Source organism: Sphingopyxis sp. SCN 67-31 (assembly GCF_001725095.1).
The window spans coordinates 41,300-60,044 of sequence record NZ_MEFH01000053.1 but is presented as its reverse complement, the minus strand read 5'-3'; the positions used below and the strand labels follow the sequence as shown (position 1 = coordinate 60,044).

General features: G+C 69.6%; 14 protein-coding genes. 10 read left to right on the top strand and 4 right to left on the bottom strand.

Annotation, left to right across the window (positions count from 1 at the left end; all coding sequences use genetic code 11):
- The first annotated feature begins 15 nt into the window (after positions 1 to 15).
- Complete coding sequence (locus ABS88_RS07955) at positions 16 to 1,041, top strand: aspartate-semialdehyde dehydrogenase (RefSeq protein ID WP_076073738.1); 1,026 nt, start codon at positions 16 to 18, stop codon at positions 1,039 to 1,041.
- A gap of 15 nt (positions 1,042 to 1,056) precedes the next feature.
- On the opposite strand, the gene ABS88_RS07950 is transcribed toward ABS88_RS07955, so the two are convergent.
- Both ABS88_RS07950 and ABS88_RS07945 read right to left on the bottom strand, forming a co-directional pair.
- Entirely contained in the window at positions 1,057 to 2,637 is a 1,581-nt protein-coding gene (locus tag ABS88_RS07950; protein ID WP_076073741.1) for an ABC-F family ATP-binding cassette domain-containing protein, read from the bottom strand.
- A 121-nt stretch (positions 2,638 to 2,758) separates the two neighbouring features.
- The gene (locus tag ABS88_RS07945; RefSeq protein WP_076077488.1) at positions 2,759 to 3,727 is read right to left on the bottom strand and encodes a magnesium and cobalt transport protein CorA; all 969 of its coding nucleotides are present in this window, start codon (positions 3,725 to 3,727) and stop codon (positions 2,759 to 2,761) included.
- A gap of 433 nt (positions 3,728 to 4,160) precedes the next feature.
- Here ABS88_RS07945 and ABS88_RS07940 point away from each other — a divergent pair, with 433 nt between their 5' ends.
- The 4 genes from ABS88_RS07940 to ABS88_RS07925 all read left to right on the top strand — a co-directional run bounded on the left by ABS88_RS07940 (position 4,161) and on the right by ABS88_RS07925 (position 9,165).
- A complete protein-coding gene (locus ABS88_RS07940) occupies positions 4,161 to 4,538 on the top strand; it encodes a BlaI/MecI/CopY family transcriptional regulator (protein WP_067110709.1) in 378 nt (125 codons plus the stop codon).
- A complete protein-coding gene (locus ABS88_RS07935) occupies positions 4,535 to 6,214 on the top strand; it encodes a M56 family metallopeptidase (RefSeq protein WP_076073743.1) in 1,680 nt (559 codons plus the stop codon). The genes ABS88_RS07940 and ABS88_RS07935 overlap by 4 nt, the downstream gene beginning before the upstream one ends.
- Before the next feature lie 111 nt (positions 6,215 to 6,325).
- Positions 6,326 to 7,084, top strand: a complete 759-nt coding sequence (locus ABS88_RS07930) for a hypothetical protein (protein ID WP_076073746.1) — start codon at positions 6,326 to 6,328, stop codon at positions 7,082 to 7,084.
- Positions 7,081 to 9,165, top strand: coding sequence for a TonB-dependent receptor plug domain-containing protein (locus tag ABS88_RS07925; RefSeq protein ID WP_076073749.1), 2,085 nt, complete (start codon positions 7,081 to 7,083; stop codon positions 9,163 to 9,165). The genes ABS88_RS07930 and ABS88_RS07925 overlap by 4 nt, the downstream gene beginning before the upstream one ends.
- A 76-nt stretch (positions 9,166 to 9,241) precedes the next feature.
- On the opposite strand, the gene ABS88_RS07920 is transcribed toward ABS88_RS07925, so the two are convergent.
- Positions 9,242 to 10,903, bottom strand: coding sequence for a M28 family metallopeptidase (locus tag ABS88_RS07920; protein ID WP_076073751.1), 1,662 nt, complete (start codon positions 10,901 to 10,903; stop codon positions 9,242 to 9,244).
- 199 nt (positions 10,904 to 11,102) lie between these two features.
- Between ABS88_RS07920 and pip the strand changes: the two genes are divergently transcribed.
- Complete coding sequence (gene pip, locus ABS88_RS07915) at positions 11,103 to 12,194, top strand: prolyl aminopeptidase (RefSeq protein WP_104959294.1); 1,092 nt, start codon at positions 11,103 to 11,105, stop codon at positions 12,192 to 12,194.
- 1 nt (position 12,195) lies between these two features.
- On the opposite strand, the gene ABS88_RS07910 is transcribed toward pip, so the two are convergent.
- Positions 12,196 to 14,337, bottom strand: coding sequence for a S9 family peptidase (locus ABS88_RS07910; protein ID WP_104959295.1), 2,142 nt, complete (start codon positions 14,335 to 14,337; stop codon positions 12,196 to 12,198).
- A gap of 513 nt (positions 14,338 to 14,850) precedes the next feature.
- Between ABS88_RS07910 and ABS88_RS07905 the strand changes: the two genes are divergently transcribed.
- The 4 genes from ABS88_RS07905 (at position 14,851) to ABS88_RS07890 (ending at position 18,717) form a co-directional block, all read left to right on the top strand.
- Positions 14,851 to 15,468 carry a hypothetical protein gene (locus ABS88_RS07905; RefSeq protein WP_076073754.1) on the top strand — a complete coding sequence of 206 codons (618 nt, stop codon included), beginning with the start codon at positions 14,851 to 14,853 and terminating at the stop codon, positions 15,466 to 15,468.
- 318 nt (positions 15,469 to 15,786) lie between these two features.
- Positions 15,787 to 17,121, top strand: a complete 1,335-nt coding sequence (locus tag ABS88_RS07900) for a DNA-packaging protein (protein WP_286749583.1) — start codon at positions 15,787 to 15,789, stop codon at positions 17,119 to 17,121.
- A 167-nt stretch (positions 17,122 to 17,288) separates the two neighbouring features.
- Complete coding sequence (locus ABS88_RS07895) at positions 17,289 to 18,395, top strand: phage portal protein (RefSeq protein ID WP_076073759.1); 1,107 nt, start codon at positions 17,289 to 17,291, stop codon at positions 18,393 to 18,395.
- 13 nt (positions 18,396 to 18,408) lie between these two features.
- Positions 18,409 to 18,717, top strand: coding sequence for a DUF6127 family protein (locus tag ABS88_RS07890; RefSeq protein ID WP_104959297.1), 309 nt, complete (start codon positions 18,409 to 18,411; stop codon positions 18,715 to 18,717).
- The last annotated feature ends 28 nt before the right edge of the window (positions 18,718 to 18,745 follow it).

The window sequence follows — 18,745 nt, the reverse complement described above, 5'->3', positions numbered from 1 at the left end:
TCAAAGGACAAGTTCATGGGTTATCGGATCGTCGTCGCGGGCGCGACGGGCAATGTCGGCCGCGAAGTCCTCGCCATCCTCGCCGAGCGCGAGTTCCCGATCGCCGAACTGGCCGCGGTCGCCTCGTCGCGCAGCCAGGGCGAGATGGTCGAGATCGGCGATACCGGCAAGACCGTCAAATGCCAGAATATCGAGAATTTCGACTGGGCCGGCTGGGACATGGCGATCTTTGCCATCGGGTCCGACGCGACCGCGATCCACGCGCCCAAGGCGGCGGCGGCGGGCTGCGTCGTGATCGACAACAGCTCGCTCTATCGCATGGACCCCGACGTGCCGCTGATCGTGCCGGAGGTGAACCCCGATGCGATCGACGGCTATACCGCGAAGAACATCATCGCCAACCCCAACTGCTCGACCGCGCAGATGGTCGTCGCGCTGAAGCCGCTGCACGATGCCGCGGGCGTCAAGCGCGTGATCGTATCGACCTATCAGTCGGTCTCGGGCGCGGGCAAGGCGGGGATGGACGAGCTGTGGAACCAGACGCGCCAGATCTTCGTCGGCGACGAGAAGGACGTGCAGAAGTTCACCAAGCAGATCGCCTTCAACGTCATTCCGCACATCGACAAGTTCCTCGACGACGGGTCGACCAAGGAGGAATGGAAGATGGTGGTCGAGACCAAGAAAATCCTCGACCCCAAGGTGAAGGTGGTCGCGACCTGCGTGCGCGTCCCGGTCTTCGTCGGCCATTCGGAATCGGTGAATGTCGAGCTGGAACGGGAATTGTCGGCCGAGCAGGCGCAGGACATCCTGCGCGAGGCGCCCGGCGTGATGCTCGTCGACAAGCGCGAGGACGGCGGATACGTCACCCCGGTCGAATGCGTCGGCGACTATGCGACCTTCGTCAGCCGCGTGCGCGACGACAGCACGGTCGACAACGGCCTTGCCTTCTGGTGCGTCAGCGACAACCTCCGCAAGGGCGCGGCGCTGAACGCGGTGCAGATCGCCGAACTGCTCGGGCGGCGGCATCTGAAGAAGGGGTGAGGGGGCGCTTCCCCCTCATTCGCCCAGCGTCACCGTGCGCGTGATGCCGATCGCCTCGAGGAACGGGCGGTCGTGGCTGACGACGAGCAACGCGCCGTCATAGGCGGCAAGGCCGGTCTCGACCGCGGTCAGCGAATCGAGGTCGAGGTGGTTGGTGGGCTCGTCGAGGATCAGCAGCTGCGGCGGCGTCGGCGCGCCGAGCGTGCAGGCGAGGCCGGCGCGCAGCATCTGGCCGCCGCTGAGCGTGCTGACGACACGGTCGGCGGCATCGGCGCGAAAGCGGAAGCGCGCGAGCGCGGCGCGGCACTGGTTGTTCGTCGTCCCCCGGTTGAGCCGGGCGAAATTGTCGGCGATCGACAGCGTGGGATCGAGCAGCGAAAGACGCTGGTCGAACAGGGCGAAGGGCACGCCGACGCGGACCCGCCCCCGCTGCGGCGTCAGCGTTCCCGCGACGAGCGCGAGCAGCGTCGACTTGCCCGAACCGTTGGGACCGGCGAGCGCGACGCGTTCCGGGCCGGTGATCGTCAGCGACAGGTCGCGGATCACAGGCGCATCCTCGCCATAGCCCGCCGACACATGATCGAGTTCGAGCACCCGGCGCGAGGCCGGCAGGCGGGTTGCGGGCAGCGCCACCGCGAGCGGGTCGACGACCTCGATCCGGCCGCGCGCGTCCGACAGCGCGCGTTCGGCCTCGGCCTGCTGGCGGTCGGCCAGCCGCCGGTTCGCGCCGCCGCTGGCCTCGGCGCGACTCTTGAGCGTGCCGAGCAGAATGGCGGGCTCGTCGCCGCGCGCCGCCTTGCGCCGGCCCCCGGCATCGCGGCGCGCCTGGCGCTCGGCGGTGACCTGTGCCTGCCGCCGGACCGCGTCGAGCCGCTTTTCGGCGACCCCGAGCCCGGCTTCGGCGGCGGCCTGTTCGATGGCCTTGCGCTCGGCATAGGCGCTCCAGCCGCCGCCGTAGCGTGCGGCGCCGAGCCCGGTCAGCTCGACGATCGCGTCCATCTCTTCGAGCAGTTCGCGGTCATGGCTGACGACGATCGCGCCGCCGCGCCAGCCGCGCAGCAGGTCGCGCACCGCGTCGCGCCCTTCGCGGTCGAGATTGTTGGTCGGTTCGTCGAGCAGCAGGAAATCGGGTTCGGCAAAGATCGCCCCCGCCAGCGCGGCGCGTGTGCGCTGGCCGCCCGACAGCCGGGCGAGCAGGGTGTCGGGCGGCACCGGCAGGCCGAGCCTCGCCAGGCTTTCGTCGATCCGCGCTTCGAGCGTCCAGTCGGCCTCGGCAAGCTCGTCGGCGGTGGCGCGGCCCGCCTCGGCCTTGCGGAGCAGCGCGACCGCGGCGCGCGCGCCGAACAGGTCGGCGACCTGGGCGTCGGGATCGACCTGCACCGTCTGGCGCAGCATCGCGAGGCTGCCGTCGACGGCGATGCGGCCCGATGTCGGCGCGATCTCGCCGGTCAGCAGTCGCAGCAGCGTCGATTTGCCGACACCGTTGCGTCCGACGATGCCGGTGCGTTCGGGATGGAATTGAAGGTCGAGGTCCGAAAGGACGGCGCGGCCGTCGGGCGTGGACCAGCCGAGATGGGCGAGGGTGATGGCGGGCATGGACAAGGCTTTCCTGAAGGCAAGGCGGGGGACGCTGCGTTCAGTTGCGATCCATGATTCCATCGACTCCGTTTGGGGGGTGAGGCCCCTATCTAGGGTCGCGGCGTCCGGCGGGCAAGGGTCACAGCCAGCCGATGTGCTTGAAGCGCCAGTAGAGGAGGCCGCAGATGCCGCCCATCAGCGCGAGCGCGAGAGGGTAGCCGAAGGTCCAGTCGAGTTCGGGCATATACTCGAAATTCATGCCGTAGATGCCCGCGATGGCGGTCGGCACCGCGAGGATCGCGGCCCAGGCGGCGAGCTGGCGGGTGATCGCGCCTTGGCGCTGCTGTTCGAGCAGCGAATTGGTGTCGACGACCGAGGCGGCGACGTCGCGCAGGCCGGTCAGGCGAAATTCGGCGCGCTGGACATGATCCCACACGTCGCGGAAGAAGGGGCGCACGGGATCGTCGATACACGGCAGCGGCGCGGTCGCGAGCTTTTGCGCGGCGTCCTTCATCAGGCCGGTGAGCCGCTGGAACCGGATGACATGGTGCCGCTGCGCGTAGAGGTGGCGAATCTCGGCGGCGTCGAGCGGCGTGTCCATCACGCTGTCCTCGAGCAGCAGCAGGCGGTCCTCGATCGCGTCGATGACCGGAAAATAGCCGTCGACGATGAAATCCAGAACCGCGTGGAGCACATAGTCGGGGCCGTGGCCGAGCAGCGCCGGGCTCGATTCGAGCTGCGCCCGCACCTCGGCATGGCCGCGCGCCGAGCCGTGGCGGACGCTGACGATGAAATGGCGGTCGACGAAGAAGGCGGTCTCGCCCGGCTGGATCGCGTCGCCGTCGAGGTTGGCGGTGCGCGCGATGACGAACAGCTGGTCGCCATAGACCTCGACCTTGGGAAGCTGGTTCGCCTTGAGCGCGTCCTCGACCGCGAGCGGATGGAGGCCGAAGCGCGCCGCGATGCCTTCGAGTTCGCCGGGCGTGGGCTCGTAGAGGCCGAGCCAGAAGAAATCGCCCGGGTCGCTTTCGTCGGGGATCGTCTCGTCGGGGCCGAGATCGCGGACGAGCTTGCCGTCGTGATAGAGGCGGGCGGCCATGATCGGCATCGGCAATTATCCCCTTTCGACGGGTAATCATTCCCCGGCGAAAGCCGGGGTCCGGACGGCGTTGCGCTGCCGCGTATGGACCCCGGCTTTCGCCGGGGGACAAGTCCCTGCGTGTTCGCAGGACATATACGCCATCGTCTGTGACGGATGCGGCGCCGTTCGACAAGCGCGAGGCGAGGGCGGACGGCGGGAGTGGGGAGCAGGGCGCTCGCCCGGTTCGTCATTGACCTCGGAGAAAGCCGGGGGAAGCAATCTTCGGCCATCGGCCTTGCGCAAGGCCGATGGCTGGAAATTGCTTCGTCGCCCGCGCTCCTCGCAATCACGATCGGGTGGCGATCCGGACCGGCGGTGTGTCTTATGCGAATAAATCGCTTGCCATGAGGGCGCTACAAATGTAGCTAAGCTACAAATGTAGCGCATGAGGTGATTCGCCATGCTGTCCAGCTTGCCCCCCCGCGAACGCGAAATCGTCGATATCCTCTATGAAAGGGGCGCTTCGACCGTCGCCGAGATCGGCGAGGCGCTGAGCGACGCACTGTCGGGGTCGGCGATCCGCGCGATGCTCAAGCGGCTCGAGGCCAAGGGCTTCGTCGACCGCACGGCGTCGGAGCGCGGCTTCCTCTATGCGCCCCGCGTGTCGGACAAGGCGGCGCGCAAGTCGGCGCTGAGCCAGGTCGTGCGCGTCTTCTTCAACGGGTCGGCGACGAGCGCGGCCGCGGCGCTGCTCGGCATGCAGGATGAGATGAGCGCGAGCGAACTCGACGAACTGCAAAAGCTGATCGCCGATGCGCGCGAAGGGAGGGCGAAATGACGATCACCGCCGCGAGCCTGCTGGAGCTCGGCCTGAAATCGCTGCTGATCGCCGGGCTGACGCTGGCGATCCTGCGCCTCGTGCGGTCGCGTTCGGCGGCCGAGCGGTCGCTGGTCGCGCACGCCGGACTGGTTGCGCTGCTGGCGCTCCCGGTCGCGGCATTGCTGCTGCCGCAATGGACGCCGCTGCCGGCCGCCTGGTCGGTGCGGCAGGCGGCGGCGCTGCCAGTGACGGAAGTCGCGGCGATGCCGGCGGAGGCGCTGCGCGATGCGGCGCCCGTGGCGGCGGCGACGTGGAACTGGCCGTCGCTCTCCGACATGGCGCTCGGTGTCTATGCGCTGCCGCTGCTGCTGCTGTTCGCGCTGATGGCGCTGGCGGTGGTGCGGCTGTTCGCGATGCGCGCGCGCGCCGACGTGCTGGTCGAGGCGTCGTGGCTGTCGGCCCTGGCCGAGGCGCAGCGGCGCATGGGCTTCAAGCACGGCACCGCGCTGCTGGTGAGCGAGGAATTGCGCTCGCCGATCAGCTGGGGCGTGCTGCGCCCGACGATCGTGCTCAGCCCCAAGGCGGTCGGCGCGGTCGGCGAGGCCGAGGCGATCATCGCGCACGAACTGGCGCATGTCGCGCGGCTCGACTGGGCGAAGCTGCTCGCCGCCCGGCTGGCCTGCGCGCTTTTCTGGTTCAATCCGCTGGTCTGGATGCTGGCGCGCGAAAGCCACCAGCTGCGCGAGGAAGCTGCCGACGACGCCGTGCTGATGGCCGACATCGACGGACCCGATTATGCGACGCTGCTCGTAGGCGCGGCGCGGCACGACAATCAGGGCGCGCTGCTTGCCGCGCACGGCGTCGCGCCGGGCAAGGGCAGCCTCAAGCGCCGGATCACGCGCGTCCTCGACGCGAGCCTGAAGCGCGGTCCGGCGAGCGCGAGCTGGATGCTGATGAGCCTGGTGCTGCTCGCCGGGATCACCGCGCCGCTCGCCGCCTTTTCGGCCACCACCGGGCAAAGGGCGGCGGCGGCAGTCCACGCCGTCGCCGCCCCCGCCCCGACCGCGGCACCGCAGTCCGCCGCGGTCGCGGGCGGCGCCCCGGAGGCCGCGACGCCAGCCGCCCCGGTCGCGAAGCCGCAGGCCGGTCCATTGACCGTCGACGAACTGGTGGGGATGCGCGCGGTGGGGGTGACGCCCGAGGATGTGCGCGCGATGCGCCGTCATGGGTCGGTCGATTCGGACGACATCATCGCCGCGAAGGCGAGCGGGGTCGATCCCGACTATATCGCCGCGATGCGCCGTCTGTTTCCGCACGCGGCGCTCGACGACCTGATCGGCGCCAGAGCATTGGGCGTCTCGCCCGATTACGCCCGTGCGATGCAGGCGCAGTTCCCCGACGTCGATCTCGACGATCTGACCGCGATGCGGGCGGTGGGGGTGACGCCCGATTACGTCGCGCGGATGCGCCGCGCCGGCCAGTCGCTGTCCGATCCCGACGATGCGATCGAGGCGCGGACGGTCGGAAGCTGGGACAGCGGGCGGCACAGCGTCGTCCGGTCGCGGTTGGGGGCGACCGTTCGGGCCGAAGCCAGCGGCAGCGTCGAAGTGCGCAGCGCCGACGGAGCTGTGGTGCGGGTCGCGGCGCCGAGCCCGCCGGGACCGCCAAGGCCGCCCGTAGTACCGAAGGACTGACGCCCGGCCACTGGCCGAAGCGACACCGCCGATCATCGAACCGAAGTTTGGAAACGCCGTTGCGGCGGCGAGCGGAGACGCTCGGCCGGCGCAGGGAGGAGGAGTATCCCCATGAAAGCCAGAATCAACGCCCTGTTCGTCGCCGCGGGCGCCGCGGTCTTGCCGGTCATCGCGTGCACGGCGCCGGCGCAGCAGAGCCAGGCCGCCGCGCCCGCGAGCGACGCCATCCGCTGGGAGGTGTCGGTGCAGGATAGCGGAGCCCACGCGCCGCGCCTGCGGCTCAGCCAGCGCAAGTCGACCAGCGACCTGCAACTCGATGGGCGCCGCGCCGAGTTCGGCGCGGCGCGGTCTGCGCTGGGCGGTGCGGCGGGGCCGGTGTCGTTCAGCGTCGTGCACGAGGCGGGGCGGCTCGATTGCAGTGGCCGCCTGAATGCCGCGTTCGACGGCGCGGGCCATTGCCAGTTCCAGCCCGATGCGGGATTTGCGCGGGCGCTGTCCGATCGCGGAATCGGAACGCCGTCGCGCGACCAGCAGCTCGCTATGCTGATGGTCGATGCCACCACCGCCCTTGCCGACGGGCTGATCGGAGAGGGCGTGCGGCCGAAGGACGGCAGCGACCTGATCGCCGCCGCGGCGCTTGGGGTCACGGGCGCCTATGTCCACGAACTCCAGTCGGGCGCGCTGCGGCTGACGGCGATCGACGACGCGATCGCGTGCAAGGCACTGGGGGTCGACGGCGCCTATGTGCGCGGGCTCGCCGCGGCGGGCTATGCCTCGCTGTCGTCCGACGAGGTGGTGAGCCTGAAAGCGCTGGGGGTGACGCCCGACTATGCGCGGTCGATGAATGCGGCCGCGAGGGCGGCGAAATGAGCCGCTGGACGAGCATTGCCGCGCTGACCGCGGCGCTGGGCGCGGGCGCGGTGCAGGCACAGGAGGCGCCTGCCGTTCCGGCGATCGCTCCCGCTCCCGCGCCGTCCGACGCGGCGCGGCAGGTCTATGCCCCTGCCGACTTCGCGCGCTATGCGCCCAAGAACGCCTATGACATGCTGGCGCAGGTCCCCGGCTTTTCGATCCGCGACAATGAGGAGCGGCGCGGGCTGGGGCAGGCGACGGGCAATGTGCTGTTCAACGGCGTGCGCCCGTCGACCAAGTCCGACGACATGGCGACGCTGCTGTCGCGTATCCCGGCGGGCAATGTCGAGCGGATCGAGATCGTCGACGGCGCTTCGCTCGATATTCCGGGGTTGTCGGGGCAGGTCGCGAACATCGTCTATCGCGCCGACGATTTTTCGGGGCAGTTCGCCTGGAAGCCCGAGTTCCGCGCGCATTATGCGCATCCGCTCTACACCCGCGGCGATATCTCGGTGCGCGGGCGGACCGGCGCGATCGAATATGAACTCGGCCTCTACAACAACGAGGGCGCGCGCAGTGCCGCCGGCGGCCCGACGCTGATCCTCGACGGCGCGGGGCGCATCGTCGAGCAGCGGCACGACGTCTGGCGCAGTCCCTATGACACGCCCAAGCTGTCGGGGCATCTGACATGGGACGGCCCCGGAGATCCGATCGCGCATCTCGGCGCCCATTATCAGCGCAAATACGACCGCTATGTCGAGGACGGGCTGCGGACGAGCGTCGGCGACCCCGACCGCTTCCGCACCGTGCGCGAGAAGAACGACAGCTGGAATTACGAGCTGAGCGGCGATTACCAGTTCGGCCTCGGCCCCGGAAAGCTGAAGCTGATCGGCCTGCGGCGGTTCAGTCACGAACCCTATTCGCAGGAGATCGTCACCCGCTTCGCCGACGCGACGCCGCCCGAGGGCGACCGGTTCGCGCAGCGCGGCAATCTGGGCGAGACGATCGCGCGCGGCGAATATCAGTGGAAGATGCTGGGCGGCGACTGGGAATTGTCGGGCGAGGCGGCGTTCAATACGCTCGACAATGTCGCGTCGATCGCGGTGCTCGACCCCGCCGCCGGCGTCTTCGTCGATCAGCCGTTTCCGGGCGGGATCGGCGGCGTCAGCGAGGATCGTTACGAAGGACTGCTCAGCTTCGGACGCAAGCTGACGGACACGCTGTCGTTCCAGCTCGTCGCGGGTGCCGAGCATTCGAAGATCACCCAGACGGGCATCGGCGGACAGGAGCGCAGCTTCTTTCGTCCCAAGGGATCGCTGACGCTCGCCTGGGCACCGTCGGCCGATCTCGACATGTCGTTGAAGATCCGGCGGCGCGTGCTGCAGCTGTCCTTCTATGACTTCCTCGCGCGGGCGTTCCTGAACGACGACAATCAGAACGAGGTCAACAACGACCTGAGGCCGCAGCAGGACTGGAGTTTCGAGTTCGAGGCGAACAAGACGCTCGGCGTCTGGGGGTCGACGAAGCTGAACCTCATCTACCGCGATGTCGAGGATCGCGTCGACGTCATCCCGGTCGGCGCGAGCGGCGAGGCGGTCGGCAATATCGACCGAAGCTGGGCCGCGGCGATCGACTGGACGACGACGATCAACCTCGACCCGGCGGGGCTGAAGGGCGTCAAGGTCGACACGCGCCTGCTGCTCCAGACCTCGTCAATCCGCGATCCCTTCACCGGCGAGACGCGCCAGTGGAGCGGCTTCACCGACCGGCAGATCGAGATCGACCTGCGGCACGATATCCCCGGCAGCGACTGGGCATGGGGCTTCAACGCCAACCACAGCCACATTCAGCCCAACTATCGGCGCAACCAGGTCGACCGGACGTGGGAGGGGCCGGTGTTCGCCAGCCTCTTCGTCGAGAACAAGGATGTGTTCGGGATGACGGTGCGGGCGCAGGTCGCCAATATGTTCAACGCCCGTTCGCGCCGCGACCGGACCGTCTACACCGGCGTGCGCGGCGAAAGCCCGATCGCCTTCGTCGAGCAGCGCGACCGGCTGATCGGACCGGTCTTCGCCTTTTCGGTGCGCGGGAAGTTCTAGATGCATCAAGTCCTTCCCCCGGGCGGGGAGGGACCCATGCCTTTGGCGGTGGCTTGGCCGCGCCTTCCCCTTCGCGCTATTGCCGCGCAGCCGAGCTTTCGGCGCGGATGGCGCCGAACTCGCTCGTCGGCTGCCAGCCGGGCCAGCGGGTCGAGCGAGCGAGTTCATCACCGATCTGGTAAAAAATCTGAATATCCTGAACCGCGCCGTCGAGGTTCCAGCTGGGGTCCCAGGCGTCGCACGCCTGATGATAGCATTGGCCGGTATAGGCATCGACCCATGCCTGTCCGGCGGCCTTGCCGCCTTCGATGAGGTCGGAGGCGCCCGCGATGCCCATCATCAGCAGAACGGGAACGCCGCGCTTGGCGAGGCTGAAATGGTCGGCGCGGAAGAAGAGTCCGCGCTCTGGCAGGCTTTCCTCGCTGACGCTGCGCCCCTGCGCCGCCGCGAAGCGGGCAAGGTCGTCTTCCAGCGTGCTCTGGCCCTTGCCGACGAGGATCACGTCCTTCGCGCGGCCCGCGGTCTGGAGGATGTCGAGGCCGAGGTTGGCGACGGTCTTCTCGACCGGGAAGAGCGGATTGGCGGCATAATGTTCGGAGCCGAGCAGACCGCGTTCCTCCGCGGTCCAGAAGGCGAAGACGATGCTGCGCTCGGGCGGCGGCGCGGCCTTGAACAGGCGCGCCATCTCGAACATGCCGGCGACGCCGAGCGCGTCGTCGTTGGCGCCGGCGCGATAGATGCGGCCCTGCGCATCGGGTTCACCCTCGCCATAGGCATCCCAGTGCGCGCCGATAATCACCACCTCGTCGGGGCGCTGCGTGCCGGTGATCTTCGCGAGGACGTTCTGGCTCTGCACCTCTTCGTGCGCCGAGGGAATGGCGGCGTCGAAATTCGTGCCGAGGTCGACGGGGCGGAAATCGGCGCGGCGCGCGGCGACGCGCAGCTTCGCGAGGTCCTGACCGGCGGCGGCGAACAGCTTCGTCGCGGTGTCTCCCGAAATCCAGCCCTGCAGCGCGAGGCTGGTCATCTTTTCGGGCGGGACGACGAGGCCGTAATTCTCGCCGCCGGGGCTGTTGACGACGTTCCAGCCGTAACCCACGCCCTCTGTATCGTGGACGATCAGCGCCGCGACCGCGCCCCGGCGCGCCGCTTCCTCGAACTTGTAGGTCCAGCGGCCATAGTAGGTCATCGTCCGGCCCTTGAACTTGCCGAAGGCGGGCTCGCCCTTCTTTGCGGCGAAATCGGGGTCGTTGATCAGGAAGACCGCGACCTTGCCCTTGAGGTCGACGCCCTTGAAATCGTCCCAGCCGCGTTCGGGTGCGTCGACGCCATAGCCGACGAACACCATCGGCGCGCTGGCGACCACGGCGCGGTCGTTCGGCTGAAGCGTCGATAGATAGATGTCGGTGCCGAAGGCGAGCGGGGTGGTCGTGCCGCCGCGGTCGAAGGCGAGCGTTTCGGGGGTGCCGAGCCGGGTGTGGAGCAGCGGCACGCGCTGCGTCCAGCCGCCGTCCGATCCGGCGGGTTCGAGCCCGAGCGCCTGCAGCCGACCGATCAGATAGCCGACGGTGCGTTCCTCGCCGACGGTTCCCGGCGCACGGCCCTGAAACTGGTCGGAGGCCATGGTGCGGACGGTTTCGGTGATGTTCGCGGGGTCGATCGCGGGCGCCGCGGTCTGGGCAAGCGCCGGAACGGCAAGCAGCAGGGCGGCGGTGGAAGCGGCAAGGCGCAAGGTCATAGGGCGGTCATTTCCGATCGATGCGGCGCGACCGGGCCGGGGCCGGTCGCCTTCTGGGACTGGCGATGCCACCGCAATTGCGTCGCTGCGGCTTTCGCCGCAAGGACGATTCAGACATGGCATCGGAGTCGCCCTAGCATGGGGGCGTGGCGCGCGGCCACCCCCCGAGCGGCGGCGCGCGCAACGAAAGGAAGACAGGATGGATTTCTCGCGGCTGCAGACATCGAGCAAGATCGGCGACGACTGGGTCTATCCCGAGGCGGAGGCGCGGCGCAGCGGGTGGCTGACGGTCGACAGCGACCCCGAGCATCGCCTGTATTGGGAGGAGTACGGCAATTCGGCGGGCGAACCGGTGATGGTGCTGCACGGCGGCCCCGGCGGCGCCTGTTCGCCTGCGATGGCGCGCTATTTCGACCCGGACCGCTATCGCATCATCCTGTTCGACCAGCGCGGATGCGGCAAGAGCGAGCCCAACGTCGCCACGGCGGGACCAGCGACGGCGCTCGCGCGCAACACCACCGCCGACCTGATCGGCGATATCGAGAAGCTGCGCGATCATCTGGGCATCGCGGGGCGGATGCATGTCTTCGGTGGAAGCTGGGGCAGCACGCTATCGATGGCCTATGCGATCGCGCATCCCGATCATTGCGCGAACCTGATCCTGCGCGGCATCTTCCTGGGCGCGGCGGAGGATCTGCTCTACCTGTATCAGGGCAATGCCGCGACGTGGCACGAAGACCCGTTCGGGCTGACCGCGCCGGGCGCCTATATCCACTATCCCGACGAATGGCGCGCGCTGCTGGAAGTGCTGAGCGTCGAGGAACGGCGCGACGTGATGCGGTCGTACAAGGCGATCTTCGACATGGTGCCCGCGACCGCCGAGGAGAAGGAACGCCAACTCGCCGCGGCGGTGACATGGTCCCTATGGGAAGGAACGATTTCGAACCTGATCCCCGAGGCGGGCGATACCGGAAAGTTCGGGGAGGCGGGGTTTGCTTTGTGCTTTGCCCAGATCGAGGCGCATTATTTTGCCCATGACCTGTTTCTGGAGCCGGGGCATTTCTTTCGGCATATCGACACGCTGGCGGCGATTCCGGTGCATATCGTCCATGGGCGGTTCGACGAGGTGTGCCCGCTGACGCAGGCGTCGCGGCTGGTCGCGGCGCTGCGCGGCGCCGGGGCGGAGCCCGCGACCTATGTCGTCACCAACGCCGGGCACAGCGCGATGGAGCGCGAGAATGCGCTGGCGCTGACCGCAATCATGGACGGGCTGCCGCCGCTGGCGCCCTAGATCAGGGTGCCGCCGCAGCCGGCGGGGCCCAGCCGTGGCGGTATTTGGCGAACCAGGCGAGGATCGCCGAGGCCTTGGCCGCCGACTGCGACGGCCGCGCGGCGATGCCGCCGTGGCTGGCGCCGGGCACCTTGACGAGCGCGGTCGGGACGCCGCGCAGCCGCAGCGCGGTATAATATTGCTCCGACTCGCTGACCGGGGTGCGGTAATCCTCGCTGCCGACGACGACCATCGTCGGGGTCTTCACCTGGCCGACGAGCGAAAGCGGCGAGTGCTTCCAGAAGGTCTCGGGATTCTCCCACGGCATCGCGCCGAGCCAGTAGCGGCCGAAGAAGGCGGGGCCGTCGGCGGTCAGCGCCTGCGACGTCCAGTTGATCACCGGCTTTTGCGTCACCGCCGCCTTGAAGCGGTCGGTGTTGCCGACGATCCAGCTGGTCAGCACGCCGCCGCCCGAGCCGCCGGTGACGAACAGCGCGTCGGGATCGGCGATGCCGAGTTCGATCGCGCGGTCGACGATGCTGATCAGGTCGAAATAATCATTGCCCGGATAGGCCTTGTCGATCGTGTTCGCGAACGCCTCGCCATAGCTCGTCGAACCGCGCGGGTTCGACGACAGCACCGCGTAGCCCGCGGCGGCGTAGAGCTGGTTGTCGGTCGCGAAATGCGGGCCATAGGCCGAGAAGGGGCCGCCGTGAATCTCGAGGATCAGCGGTACCCGCCGGCCCTCGACATAGCCGGGGGGCAGGGTCAGCCAGCCCTCGATCTCCAGCCCGTCGAGGCTGGAGGCGACGGTGATTTTGCGCACCTCGCCCAGCGCCTTGGTCTCGCGCAGGCTGCGGTTGAGGTCGGTCAGCATCCGCGTCTTGCCGCCCGCGGCGAGCTGAACCTCCGCCGGGCGCGTCGGGGTGCCGCCGGTGAAGGCGATCGCGCCGGTGTCGGCGACCGAGAAGCTGCCGCCGGTGTAGGGCCGGTCGAGCCCGCCGCCCGACAGGCCGGTGACGACGGTGCGCGCCGAGCCGTCGAGCCCGATGCGCGCGACCTTCGTCTCGCCATGGTCGTCGTACTGGACATAGAGGCTGCGCCCGTCGGCGGCCCAGGCGACGTCGTCGACGCTGTAATCCCAGCCGGCGGTCAGGCTGCGGCGGCCCGAACCGTCGGGGTTCATCACGTAAAGCTCGCTATTCTCATAGGCGCGCAGCTTGTCGTCGAAACCGACATAGGCGATCAGCCGGCCGTCGGGCGAGACGACGGGATTGGCGTCGGGGCCGTCGCGGTCGGTGAGCTGGGTGATGCGGCCGCTCGCGACATCGAGCGCGAAAATCTCGCTCTCGCGCGCGTCGTTTTCCCAGTCGGGCTTGCGGTTGGCGCCGAAATAGAGGGTGCGCCCGTCGCGCGACCAGCTGAGCGGTCCGCCGTCGTGATAGGGGCCGAAGGTGAGCTGGCGCGGCGCGCCGCCGGTCGCGGGGACGAGAAAGATCTTCTCGAACCCCGGCTCGATATAGCCCGCGCCGTCGGCGCGATAGGTGAGGAGGTCGTGAACCTCCAGCGGTTCGGCCCATTTGGCGCCTTCGGGCTTGTTGGCGGGGGCCGAGCCGAAGGTCGGTGCCGCGTCCTTGACCAGCATCGTATAGGCGATCGAGCGCCCGTCGGGCGACCAGGCGATGCTCGACGGGCTGGTCGGCAGGCCGGTCAGCCGCACCGCCTCTCCGCCGTCGATCCAGCGCACCCACAGCTGCGCGCCGCCGCCCTCGGTCGAGGCATAGGCGAGGCGCTTGCCGTCGGGCGACCAGCGCGGCGTGAAGGCGCTGCCGCCGCCGTTGCCGCCGGTGACGGGGGTTTCCTGCCCGGTCGCGGTGTCGATCAGCCAGATGCTGCCGATCGCGCGGTCGGTCATGATGTCATTCTGTCGCCGGACATAGGCGATGCGGCGCCCGTCGGGACTGATCTGCGGATCGGCGGCGATCGCGAGGTCGAAGATGTCGGCGCCGGTGAAATGCCGTTCGGGCGCGGTGCGCGCGCTGCCGCTCGCGGACGCCGTCATCGCGGCGGGTTCGGGCTCCGGCGCCGCCGGCTGATCCTGCGCGGCGGCGAGCGAAGCCTGGAACGCGAAGAGGCTGACGCCGAGGATGACGAGTTTGCGCATGGATTTTCGACCCCTGTTTCCCTTTGAATCGCAGCGGTCTGAACCTTTCGACCGGGGCGGTCAAGCGGGTGGCGGAGCGGGTGCGCATCGTTTGAAAACGGCGTGCGGTTTCGCCTGCCTTGTCACGCCGGACAAGCGGGACCCCGGATCGAGTCGGTATATATTCCCCTCAGGCAAGTCAGGCGCTGTTCCCCGGCGAAAGCCGGGGTCCAGATGGCACGGCGCTGCCTCGCATGGACCCCGGCTTTCGCCGGGGAACAGTGACTTGTCGAAGAGGGAAGATTGCCGATCAAGTCCGGGGTGACGGGGAGGGGAAAGCGCTTTCCGGAACCGGGCTGCGTCGCCGATGGCGGCGGCGGGGCCGCGCGTGCAGGGGAAGTAGTATAAAACCATATAGGTTATTTTCTATTGACATCGTAACGCTGATATGGCACAAGCATCTCATCATCGAGAATTGCGATTCGGGCCGGCGCCTTCGGGCGATCCGGCCCGATCCTTTTGGGGAGCGACCGAATGGAACAGGTGGTGCGGGCCGGCAATCGTCGCCGGCTGATGCGGGCGAAGGCGCCGCGCACGGCCCTTTCGACGCGCCAGTGCGAGACGTTCCTTTCCCATCTGGCGGAAAGCTGCAACGTGACATGGTCGGCCGCGCAGGCGGGGCTGGTCTGTTCGACGGTCTATCGGCTGCGCGCGCGCGACGAGGCGTTCGCCGCGGCGTGGCAGGAGGCGTTGACGGCCGGATATCAGCGTCTGGAAATGGGGCTGGTGCAGGCGGCGCTGGCGCTTGTCGAGGGCAGGCCGGGCGCGGCCGTTGCCGGGAGCCGCGAAGGCGGCGAGCCCGGTCGGGGCAGCGCGGACGAAAAAGGCGCAAGGGCGGCGCGCGCGGCGAAGGAGGGCGCCGCGACGGAACCGGACACCGCGAAAGGCGGGGACGAAGGGCGCGTGATCGCGCCGATGACGGTCGACCAGGCGATCAGCCTGCTCGGCCGGCACCAGGCGTCGGTCCGCGGCGGCCGGGCGCGGACGCTGCGGCCCGACAAGCGGATGCCGACGTCCGAGGAAACCGACGCCGCGATCCTGAAGCGGCTCGCCATCCTGCGCCGACAGCGCGGGCTGGCGCCGGAGGGATAGGGGCCTGGTCCCCGGCGGACGCCGGGGTCCGGATGGCTGGATGCTGCCCCGCGTGGGCCCCGGCTTCCGCCGGGGAACGGTTCGTTGCCGGAAAGGGATGATTGCCAACGCGTTCCAGCATGACGAAGTGCGGAAGCAGGGGGCTTCGACCCAAGGCCGGCGCCTGTTTGCAATCGCCATGATCTCCCTTCTGTCGGGGCAGAACGGAACGGGCAGGCGTCTTGCCGCCCGGTTTCTCCTCTCGTTGGCGGGAGGGGATCGCGTTTCATGGCGGGTCATTTCTTTCCCTGTCGGGGAGCGGTGAGGGAGGATCGGCGGATGGGGCAGGCGCATCGCGACGTCGTCGGCGACGTGCTCGAGAAATTGTCCGCGCTGTCGCCGCGCGACCTGCGCTTCGTGATGCGGGGATTGACCTGGGGCCAGCGCCGCGAACTGCTCGAGCGCTGGCACGGCTGGGCGCAGGAGGGGCAATGCGAGCCGCCGGGCGACTGGCGCATCTGGATGATCCGCGCCGGGCGCGGCTTCGGCAAGACGCGCGCCGGGGCGGAATGGATCAGCGAGTGCGCGCGCACGATGCCGGGCGCGCGCATCGCGCTGGTCGCGGCGAACGAGATCGACGGACGGCGCGTGATGATCGAGGGGGCGAGCGGGCTGCTGGCGGTCGCGCGCGGGCATGAAAGCCCCGACTGGCGCGACGGGGTTCGCGAGCTGCATTTCGGCAACGGCGCGGTCGCGACGCTCTATTCGGCGGCGGCGCCGGAGAATCTGCGCGGGCCCGAGCATCATGTCGCGTGGTGCGACGAGCTGGCGAAATGGCACCGGGGCGCGACCGCGTGGGACAATCTGGTGCTGGGGATGCGGCTGGGCGACCGGCCGCGCATCCTGATCACCACGACGCCGCGCCCGACCGCGCTGATGCGGACGATCCGTGCGCTGCCGGGGTTCGCCGAAACGGTCGGCGGCACGCACCAGAACGCCTATCTGCCGTCGAATTTCGTCGAGGCGATGCAGGCGGTCTATGGCGGAACGCGGCTGGGGCGGCAGCAACTGGACGGCGAGCTGGTCGAGGATGTCGAGGGCGCGCTGTGGACGCGCGCGCTGATCGAACGCTGCCGCGTCGATCCGGATGGACTGGGCAAGCCGCGGCGCGTCGTGATCGGCGTCGATCCGCCCGCGACGTCGACCGGCGATGCGTGCGGGATCGTCGTCGCGGCGCTGCTGCGCGACGGGCGGCTGGCGGTGGTCGAGGATGCGAGCGTCGAGACCCCGCCGCCGCATGTCTGGGCGCAGGCGGTGGCCGCCGTGGCGGCGCGCTGGGGCGCCGACCGGGTGGTCGCGGAAAGCAATATGGGCGGCGAGATGGTCGCGGCGACGCTGGCGCAGGCCGATGTCGCGCTGCCGGTCGCCACGGTCCACGCGAGCATCGGCAAGGCGCGCCGCGCGGAGCCGGTCGCGCTCGCCTATGAGCGCGGGCAGGTGGTGCATGCGGGGGCGTTCCCGGCGCTGGAGGACCAGCTTTGCGGGTTCCAGACCGGTGGCGGCTACGCCGGGCCGGGCGGTTCGCCGGACCGGGCCGATGCGTGCGTGTGGGCGCTGGCGGAACTGCTGGAACGGATGAGGAAAGGGCGCGCGCCGGGGGTGCGCAGGGTTTGATCAAAGCCCTCTCCTCTTCAGGGGAGAGGGTTGGGAGAGGGGGAGTCACGCACGCCGGCCCCTCTCAACTTCGGCTAGCGAGCAAGCTCGCAAGCCTGCGTATCTCTCCCCTGAAGGGGAGAGAGTGGGGCTTGCGGTGTGGCGGCTGGCCCATCGAGGAGACAAGCATGAACTGGTTTGGCCGCAAGGCCGCATCGTCGACGGTGCGGCCCGCCTTGTCGCGTGTGTATGGGACGTGGAGCGCGCCGGCGCCGCTGTCGTGGGAGGCGCAGGTGCGCGAAGGCTATCTGGGCAATGCGATCGTCCAGCGGTCGGTGCGGCTGGTCGCCGAGGCGGCGGGGGCGGCGCCGATCGCGGCGGGCGACCCGGCGCTGCTGGCGCTGGTCACCGCGACATCGGGCGGGCAGGGGCTGGTCGAGACGCTGGCGTCGCAGCTACTGCTCCACGGCAACGGCTATGTGCAGATATTGACCGACGGCGCGGGCGCGCCCGCCGAGCTGTTCGCGCTGCGCCCCGACCGGGTGACGGTCGAGGCCGACGGGCGCGGCTGGCCGGTCGCCTATCGCTACAAGGCGGGCGGATGCGCCGCGGTGCTGCCCGCCGAGGACGGCGCGGGGCGGCCGGCGGTGGTGCATGTCAAGGCGCTGCACCCGCTCGACGATCATTATGGCGCGGGCTGCCTGGCAGCGGCGCAGGGGGCGATCGCGGCGCATAATGCGGCGGCGAAATGGAATGCGGCGCTGCTGGGCAATGCGGCGCGGCCGTCGGGGGCGCTGATCCACGATCCGGGCGACAAGGGGATGCCGCTGTCGGCCGAGCAGGTCGACCGGCTGCGCGAGGAGCTGGCCGAAAGCTTTGCCGGCGGGACGAACGCCGGGCGGCCGCTGTTGCTCGAGGGCGGGCTGAAGTGGCAGGCGCTGTCGCTGTCGCCCGCCGACATGGATTTCCTGGAGCTGAAGCACAGCGCGGCGCGCGAGATCGCGATGGCGTTCGGGGTGCCGCCGATGCTGCTCGGGCTGCCCGGCGATGCGACCTATGCCAATTATCGCGAGGCCAATCGCGCGCTGTGGCGGCTGACCGTGCTGCCGCTGTGCGCGAAGATATTGGGCGCGGTGTCGCAGGGGCTGGCGGGCTGGTTCGGCGGCGCCGAGCTGCGCGTCGACATGGACCGGGTGCCGGCGCTGGCCGCCGACCGCATGGCGCTGTGGCGCGAGGTGTCGGGGGCCGACTGGCTGACCGCGGCCGAGAAGAAGGCGCTGTTGGGCGTCGACTAGCCGGAGATACGACATGGACGAGGAAGAGGCGCTGGCGCGGCTGATCGCGCTGGCTGGGACGCGCGCGCCCGACGCGGCGCTGCTGCGCGCGGTGGTCGAGGAGGCGAGCGAACTGGGCGCGCGGCGGGCGCTGGCGCGGCTGGGGCTCGCCGACGCGGCGGCGCGCGACGACATCGGCGACCTGCGCCAGCTGCTCGGCGCGTGGCGCGACGCCAAGACGAGTGCGTGGAAGGCGGCGGTCGACTGGGCGGCGCGCGGCCTGCTGGCGCTGCTGCTGGTGGGGCTGGCGATGAAGCTGGGGCTGCCGGGGCTGCTGCGGTGAGGGGTGCGATCGTTCGACAGGCCCCCCC